This is a genomic window from Geomonas sp. (genome assembly GCF_056994735.1).
This window is the reverse complement of record NZ_JBXKJL010000346.1, coordinates 1-8,412: the sequence shown is the minus strand read 5'-3', so window position 1 is coordinate 8,412 and position 8,412 is coordinate 1. Positions and strand designations below refer to the sequence as shown.

Below are 8,412 nucleotides of genomic sequence, written 5' to 3'. Positions count from 1 at the left end.
GGGGTGGATGAGGAGCAGATATAGATGTGCTTGTCGGTTGTGGCGTACGGTCTCGGCCCGGCCACCGGCCTCGCCACGATCTGGCGCAGGTCCTGGACCCCTCCGTTGATATCGCCGCCGATCAGGTTCTGGTTGTAAGCCTGGTATCCCGCCGTATCCCGCACGTGGCGGGCCAGGATCAGCTCCTTGAATCCGGGGGCGAACCGTTCCATCTGGGCCTCGATCCTGCTGGTCATGTCGAAGCGCGAGCCGTTGGGCACGTGGCAGTAGGCCCAGCCGGTGTGCTTTCCCTCGGGTGCGCGGCCGGGATCGAAGAGGCTCTGCTGGGCCACCAGCACGAAGGGCCTCCCCGGATGCCCACCTTTCCAGATCTCCCTTTCCGAGCCTGCGATCTCCTCCATCGTTCCGCCCAGGTGCACCGTTGCCGCCCGGCGACACTCCTTGGCCCGCCAGGGAATCGGGCCGGAGAGGGCCCAGTCGATCTTGAAGACACCGGGGCCGTACCGGTAGGCCATGAGGCGGCGGCGATAGCGGCTGTCGAACCTGTGCCCGGCGATCGCCACCAGCTGGCGCGGTGTCACGTCGAGCACGATGATCTTGTCTGCGGAAAAATCGTCCACGGTTACCACAGCTCTTCCCGTTTGGATCTGGCCGCCGAGCGAGGTGAGGTAGCCGGCAAGGGCTCTCGATATGCCGCCCGATCCGCCAGCCGCCACCGGCCATCCCGCCACATGTCCGAGCACCGCCAGCACCAGTCCGAAAGACGCACTCCCCCGGGTCTCCAGCGGCAGGAAGGAGTGTGCCGATAGCCCCGCGAAGAGGCCGCGGGCGCGAGGTCCAGCGAAGCTGCCGCTGGCGACACTGACGGCGGAGCGGACGGCGTGCAGGCCGAATCGGGCGACGCCAAGAGGATGGCTCGGAACGCCCAGGGGGCCGAGCAGGTCCGACTTGATCTCGTCCCACGTGTCGCAGAGAGGGGAGATAAGTTTCCGGTAGTTTTTTTCGTCCTCAGGGTCGAGAGTCGCCACGGTGGCGTCGATGCCTCTCTCCAGCATGACCGCTGTTCCGTCGTCGAAGGGATGGGCCAACGAGGCGGGGGGGAAGATCCAGGCAAGGCCGTGGCGCTCCAGCGGCAGCTGGCTGAAAAACGGAGAGGACACAGCCAGCGGGTGGATGGCGGAGCAGACATCATGGCAGTATCCGGGCAGGGTGAGATGCTCGGTACGGGTCCCGCCCCCGATAGTCTCGGCGGCCTCGAGTACCGTCACGGCAAAACCGTTCCTCGCCATCTCGACCGCCGCGGAGAGCCCGTTTGGACCTGATCCGACGACGATGACTTCCCCTTTCGGGACTGTGCTGGCCATCTCTGCCTCGCTTACTCTAAACGTGCCCACGATTTCTCATCCACTCAAAAAGCCTACTGAAATTATCTCTCTGCGCAATGGTTGCAAACCTCCACGAGGTCGTCGGTAAGCTTCCGCCCCGCCAGCCCCTTCCGTCCACGCGGCTACAGCACGCCTCCCTCGTGCGGAGAGGGAGGTGGAGGGCCACAATGGGGATCGATAAGTAAGAGCGCTGGAGCCTAAAAAAACGGCCCGGGACTTTCGCCCCGGGCCGGTACTGCCTGACTGCATTCCTGCCTCTTCTCCTAATTGGCTACGAAGACCTTGAAGGACTGCGAGCCAACCAGCGTGGTGCCGTTGAAGAGCTGGAAGGTCGTGGTGTAGCGGTATCCTGCCACGCCGCTCTGGGTGTACTTGAACTTGTCAAATCGCAGATACTGGTGCTTTTGATCGGTCAGGCTGCTGGTGGCCACGGTCGTGGCCTTGCTGCCGTCACCCCAGTTGATCTTCACCTTGTCGTACACGAGCCCACTCGCGATGGTCACCGGCACGGTGGTCATCAACCGGGTCTCGGTGTAGGGGGTGCCGACGGTCGGGGTCACGGTGACGGTCTCGTAGGCCGAGGCCGGGGTGCTGGTCAGGCTCACCAGCACGGGTTCCACTACGTTGACCTTCTGCATCCTTGTTGCCATCTTACCATCGGGGTTGGTGGCGGTGAGGGTGATCCTCCAGGTGCCGACCTTGGGGAAGGTGACGGAGGTCGCGGGTCCCGCGGCAACGGTCACCCCGGCGTTGGTGTCCCAGCTGTAGGTGGTGGTGGAAGCCGGGTTGGCGGCGTTGAGCGCATAGCTCCTTCCCTTGACCAGCGGGATGGAGGTGGCCCCGGTGGCGAGCTTGCCGTCGATGGTGTCGATCACTGCCACCGGGTCGGCGGCGATCCCGGCACTTTCCCGGGTGATGGTGTTCAGGTAATTGACGTAGTCCGTGCGACCGTTATAGGCTCCGGCCGGGCGGACGATCGGGGCAGCCTTCCAGAGCTTCCCTTTCAGCCCGAAGGGACCCACATCGGACATGGCGCTGATGCGGATTTTCTTGCCGCTCTTCGCCGTGAGCTTCAGGGCGTTGCCGTTTACCGTCACCACCGTGAAGTCGGGGTTGTCGGTGTAGGCCGCACCCAGGGCGGCGACGATACCGTCGACGGAGACGACCTTGTCGTCGGTAATGGTCTTGGTGCGGGCGGTGATGGTGGCGCCGTTGTCGGCGGTCACCTCGACCTTGAGCGTCCATCCCATGGTGGAGGTAGCCCCTTTCTTGGCCGCGTTGAAGATGTAGGCCGGGTCTTCGCAGTAGAATGGGCTGGCCGAGTTGCAGGCCGCGGCGATGGCGCCGCCTTGCAGCGGGGTGAACTCGTCATACCAGGTGGTGTCGCGGGTCTGGAAGACGTCCTCGTAGATGACCTCGCTTCTGTCGATGTTCCTCAGGGTCTGCCCCGCGGTCTTCGTCTGGACGTACGGGGTATCGAACTTGGTCAGGAGCTTCACCGGAACGGTGCGATCCCCTTTCTTGTTCACCACGTTGGGATGCGAATCGGTGACGTCGACCAGGCCGTTGACCTTGGTGAAGGTGGTGACCTGGTCGGAATCGAAGCTGAACTTGCCGTCCAGGTTGCCGTTGATCGGATAAGCCCCGTTGTAGAAGCCGCCGGCGGTGTAGGCTTGGCCGGTCCTGTTGTCCGTATCGTTGGCGGCTACGACGGTGCCGGGGGCGCTGTGGCACTCCTTGCAACCCTTGATGCCCCAGGCCTTGTCCTTGATGTCGACGTTGTGGCTGGTCTTGAAGGGGACCATCAGGAAGGAGAGCTTGGGCAGGAAGGCGTTGGTCGCCTGCGTGGTGCCGGTGACGCCCAGCTGTTCCCTGATGCCGTTGGACAGAGCGGTCTTCTGGGTGTTGATGTCGTTGGCGTCGATGCTCCCTTTGACAGTCAGGGCATGGAGGCCGTTCTTGATGTTGACGTTGTTCACGTGGGTCTGGAGCAGAGCGTCCATCCCGGCCTCGCGGCCGTCACTGTTGGCGTCGAGGCCGCCGTTGGCGGTCTTCAGCCCGTTCATGTCGCGCCAGAAGAGGGACGTCAGCAGGTTGACGGCGTAGAGCTTGCCGTTGGACCACTTGAGCGCGGTGCCGTTGCTCATGTCCTTGGCCACGGTCTCGGTGTCGTGCACTGCCAGGCGTCCTTCCTCGTCGGCCCCGCTCCCATCGACGAAAGCGCCGCCGGTGAAGCCGCTCTTCTTGACGTGGCAGGCGGTGCAGTCCATCAGCTCGACGTGGCTCACCTTGTTCCCAGCGTTGTCGTAGGCCACCTTGGCCGTCAGACCCGCGCGGTAATGTGCCGACTGGGAGTTGGGCGCGCCGTAGGTGTAGTAGGTGGGGGCGCTGGCCGGTTCGTGGCAACCCTTGCAGTCCTTGAAGAGCTTCCCGTCGAGCTGGTTCCAGAGGGCCTCGAAGGGTGAGGCGCTACCCTTGGCGGGGTCGCACAGGCTGAGCTTCGCGGTGCTGGTCAGGCCGGTAGTCCCGACGGTGGTATCCGACTTGTCGGTGCGCTCGTGGCAGCCCATGCAGCCGATGCCGGAGTGGACCTCGGTGAAGATTTCCTTGCCGTTCTCGTCGGTGGCGCTCCACATCTCGCCGCGCTTCTTCCAGTCGACCTGGTATTTCTCCTGCGCGGTTCCCATGTGGCAGCTTGTGCACTGGGCGGAGGCCGGCTTGGCGTTGAGCTTGGCGGCCAGGTTGACCGTCAGCTCGCCCTGCGGATTGACGCTGACCGAGGTGGAGTTGTAGAAGACGGTCACCCCGTCCTTGGCCGCGGTGGCGAGGTTGGCGCCCAGGGCGCGGGAGGCGTCGTACTCACCCTTGCGCACGGCTTCCTTGCGCTTGGCCCAGTTGTAGTCGTTCTGGTGGCAGATGAGGCAGTCCATCTCCAGGACGCCAGTCTGGGCGTAATCCTGCACCACCACGTCGCCACGCTTGAGCGGATCGGGGTTGAAGATGTCGATGAAGGTGTTGAAGGCGGTGATGGCGCCGCCGAAGAGGTAGTCGCGCAGCGAGGTGCGCTTGGAGGGATCGTAAGGTGTCGCCGTAGTCTTGGCCGGATCGACGATGTATTCCATCATGCCGCCGCCGACATGGCATTCGCCGCAGTCGCGCATCTCTCCGGCCACGGAGTTGTCCGCCTGCTGCGCAAAGAGGGCGGCGGTACTCCAGCTGAAGGGGGTGTAATAGGGGGTGGCCACCAGGTCGGTAGCCAGGGATTTTCCTGCCGGGAGGGTCATGCCGAAGGGGGTGCTGGTGAATTTTGCCGCCGCGGGATCGTAGGTGGTGCCGTTGCCGTCCTTAAACACTCTCGCCAACTGGCGAGCGGAGGGCGGTCACCAAGACCCCACGTGGCCGGGGCTTTGCACCCAGTTCTTTCCCTGGGGCCCTGCGCCGGCGCGCCACTTGTCCCCGGTGTTGGTGTAGGGGTCGTAGGCGTCGATGTTGAAGGGGTTGAAGCCGCGCATCTCGTTGGCGCCGAGCTGCGCATGGTAGGAGTGACGCTCGATGTCGTCGTAGCTGTAGACAGCCTTGCCGCCGGCGCTGCTGTCGCCGTGGCAGCCCGCCGTGCCGAAACAGGTCGTCTTCATGCTGAAGGCCTTGGCGGAGCCATCGGCGTTCCTGGTGATGGCCGTCCCGCCCGCGTCCTTGAGCACGATCGAGCCGTGGTTGGTCGGAGAGGCCAGCGCTGTTGCCGCTGCGGCACCCAGCAGGGCTGCGCACGAAACAGCGACCGCGCCCCTCCTTCTAGTGGTTCTTCTCATCTGGATCTCCTTTTCATGAAATAGTACATCGCATACCAGACGGTGCAGCCGGCGATGGTGGGGGAGGATCGGGGGCGTGTGACGGCCGCCGTCCGTAGGTATGGGGGTACCTGGCGGAATGCCCCTCCATCTGAAGAGAGCTGGTCCTCAGTAGCACTTAGCGTGCCCTATTCTGCGTTAGCGGTGTTTAATTTGTAACTCTGCGATGTTGCGAGAAAAAGATGGAGGTGCCATTACGGGGCAGGATGGGGAGCTGGGGGTGATATGAGGACTTTTGGGGTAAATACCCCAGGGCGGGGTGGATCTCTGGGGTATTTACCCCATCAAGGCGATGACCACGGTTGCACCTCCAACCGTGGTCGATGCTCCTAGGCTACTTCCACTGTTCGAGGTCTATGACACCCAGTCGGGCGGCGTATCTGACCAGGTCCATCTTGCTGTGGACGTCGAGCTTTTTCATGAGGTTGGCGCGGTGGTTCTCCAGGGTCTTGAGGCTTACCCCCAAGGTGGCGGCGATTTCCCTGGAGGCTACCCCCTCCGCGATCAGCCGCATGACCTGCTGCTCCCTCGGGGAGAGGAGGGCGTAGCGCTCGTCGGGAGCCGCGGAAGTCGGGGAACCGCTCTCGGTGAGCCTGGTGATGATGTCCTGTGAGACCTGGCCGTCCAGGAAGTATTCTCCCTGGGAGAGCGCGTCCATGGCCTGGACCAGCCGATTCGTGGTGGCCTCCTTGACGACGTAGCCGCGGGCTCCCGCCTTGAATGCCTCGGTCACGTAGTCCAGGTTCGGGTACATGGTGAGCATCAGGATCCGGATGGCAGGGAACTCGCTCACGATCTCCCGCACCGCCTCGATGCCGCTCATGTCCGGGAGGGAGATGTCCATGATCAACAGGTCCGGGGAGACTTCCCGGGCGACGGCCAGCGCCTCGGCGCCGCTCCCCGCTTCGCCGACGCAGCGGTAGTCGCCGCTGCGCTCCACCAGACCCTTCACTCCCTCCCGGAAAAGGGGATGATCGTCGACCACCACCACGCGGTGCTTTCCTTCCATTAGATCCTCCTTCAACTCTTCGCTGCTTGAACCTTGGCCGCCCCGCGCCCCCCCGCCCTCCGGGCCTGCGCGCTGAAGCGCTTCGGCGCGCAAGCGGGAGAGAACTGTGTTGAATGTCAAGAGGGACGCAAGCCATGCGGTACCGGCTCTCCCTTTCGTAGGAGCGCCCTTCCGGGCGCGAACCGCGGCAACGATGCCGACAAAAGCAAATCCCCCCTGTCCCCCCTTTGACAAGGGGGGGACGCAACGGCCACCGACTTCCGCACAAGCACCTTCCCCGGTGCCCCTCTTCCCGGAAGGGCACGGTGCGAGTTCCCCCTCGCCCTCAGGGAGAGCCACTGCGCAGCAACAGTGTCGGCAAGTGCCCCCACCCTCACTCGGCCTTCGGCCACCCTCCCCCGGAGGGGGAGGGCATCACGTAGCCATGACACGACTGTAGGGGCGAAGGTCAACTCGCCCCTACTACATCAACAAATCACCACGGTATCTTTTCGGCTTACTTCTTGGCCCGCTTCTTCTCGACCAGGTCGGCCAGGTCCCCCACATTTTTCAGCCCCGGGAGGTCGGCGACCGAGAACCTGATGCCGAAGTGCATCTCGACCGCCATGATCATGTTCATGTGGCTAAGGGAGTCCCAGGCGTCGATATCGTTGGCGGTGGTCTCGCGGGTCAGGACGATGCTGTCATCGTCGAAGACTTCGTGAAAGACGGGGGTCAGCTCTTGCAGAATGTCCATGGTTATTCCTCCAGTGTGGAAAGGTCGCCGGCGTCGGTACCGAGGTAACGCGCCTTCAGCAAACGCCTCATGATCTTGCCGCTCTTGTTCTTGGGGATCGACTCGATGCAGATGATCTCGTGCGGTGTCGCCACCGACGAGAGCTTGTTGGTTATGTGCAGCCTGATCTTAAGCTCCAGTGCCCGGTCATACACCACCCCGCGGTGCAGCGAGATGAAGGCGATGACCTTCTCGAAGACCAGCTCGTCGGGAGCGCCGATGACCCCTGATTCGGCCACCTCGGCGACTTCGATGAGGGCGCTTTCGATCTCGAAGGGGCTGATCAGGTGCCCCGAGGTGTTGATCACGTCGTCGCTGCGCCCGCGGAACCAGTAGTAGCCGTCCGCGTCGCGGCAGGCGGTATCGCCGGTGTAGTAGTAACCGTTCCTGATGCGGCTAGCGTAGACCGATGGGTTGTTGAGGTAGGTGGAGAACATCGAGGGCCAGCCGACCTTGAGGCAGAGGTTCCCCGGTCTGCCGTCCACGATGTGGCTGCCGTCGTCGTCGATGATGGCCGGCTCGACCCCCTCGACCGGTTTACCCATGGACCCCGGGCGGATCTCCAGCCCCGGGCGGTTGGCGATCATGATGGCGCCGGTCTCGGTCTGGAACCAGGTGTCGTAGATCTCCTTTCCGATGGCGCGGCGCGCCCAGTGGTTGACCTCCGGGTTCAGCGGCTCGCCAACCGAGCTGATATGGCGCAGCCTCCCCAGGTCGAACGCCCGGTACAGGGCGTCCTCCTCTCGCATGAGCATCCGCAGCGCCGTGGGGGCCGAGTACCAGACCGTGACCTCGTGGTCCTGCAGGATACGGAACCAGGCCTGCGGATCGTACCCCCCGCCGAAATGGATCTGGGTGACGCCCAGGCTCCAGGGGCCGATGATGCCGTAGGAGGTGCCGGTGACCCAACCCTGGTCGGCGGTGCACCAGAAGACGTCGTCGCAGGAGAGGCCGAGCACGAACTGCGCGGTGTAGCTCTGGGAGAGAACCGAGCGGTGGGCGTGCAGCACTCCCTTGGGCTTGCCGGTGGAGCCCGAGGTGTAGTGCAGGACCGAGGGGGTCTCGGGCGGGGTGGAGGCCACGGTGAAACTCTCCGAAGCCTCCTCCATCAGCAGCCTATAGCTTAGCATGTCTTCGGCCAGGTGCTCCTCGGCATCGACCACGATGATGAAGCGCAGCGCCGGGAGCCGGTCCCTGATGCGGGAGATCTTCTTCAGGAAGCTCTTCTTGGTGATGATCCCCTTGGCCCCGGAATCCCCCACCCGGTCGAGCACCGCCTCCTCCCCGAAGTTGGAGAAGAGGGTCCCCGCGACCACCTGCAGCTTGAGTGCGCCCAGGAAGGCGAAGAACTGCTCCGGCATCTTGGGGAGGAAGGTGAAGAAGATGTCGCCCGGC

At 63.8% G+C, this 8,412-nt stretch carries 6 protein-coding genes; all 6 read right to left on the bottom strand.

The annotated features are described in order from the left end of the window. The coding region (locus AC11W3_RS15120) for a phytoene desaturase family protein (protein WP_484093269.1) at window positions 1-1,364 on the bottom strand (1,364 nt) is incomplete at its 3' end. Window positions 1,365-1,648: 284 nt separating this feature from the next. Then, entirely contained in the window at window positions 1,649-4,738 is a 3,090-nt protein-coding gene (locus AC11W3_RS15115; RefSeq protein WP_484088721.1) for a PKD domain-containing protein, read from the bottom strand. 27 nt (window positions 4,739-4,765) lie between these two features. Beyond that, a complete protein-coding gene (locus AC11W3_RS15110; RefSeq protein ID WP_484088696.1) occupies window positions 4,766-5,194 on the bottom strand; it encodes a cytochrome C in 429 nt (142 codons plus the stop codon). Between the two features lie 373 nt (window positions 5,195-5,567). Further along, on the bottom strand, window positions 5,568-6,242 hold the full coding sequence (locus AC11W3_RS15105) for a response regulator (RefSeq protein ID WP_484093268.1): 675 nt from the start codon (window positions 6,240-6,242) through the stop codon (window positions 5,568-5,570). Between the two features lie 496 nt (window positions 6,243-6,738). Continuing rightward, a complete protein-coding gene (locus AC11W3_RS15100; RefSeq protein ID WP_484091727.1) occupies window positions 6,739-6,978 on the bottom strand; it encodes an acyl carrier protein in 240 nt (79 codons plus the stop codon). A gap of 2 nt (window positions 6,979-6,980) precedes the next feature. Continuing rightward, a partial coding sequence (locus AC11W3_RS15095; RefSeq protein ID WP_484093267.1) for an AMP-binding protein occupies window positions 6,981-8,412 on the bottom strand: 1,432 nt, incomplete at its 5' end.

What these genes read in the sequence shown, in the direction of transcription:
- AC11W3_RS15110 (WP_484088696.1), bottom strand. Translation starts at nt 5,194, where the DNA reads ATGAGAAGAACCACTAGAAGGAGGGGCGCGGTCGCTGTTTCGTGCGCA.
- AC11W3_RS15105 (WP_484093268.1), bottom strand. Translation starts at nt 6,242, where the DNA reads ATGGAAGGAAAGCACCGCGTGGTGGTGGTCGACGATCATCCCCTTTTC.
- AC11W3_RS15100 (WP_484091727.1), bottom strand. Translation starts at nt 6,978, where the DNA reads ATGGACATTCTGCAAGAGCTGACCCCCGTCTTTCACGAAGTCTTCGAC.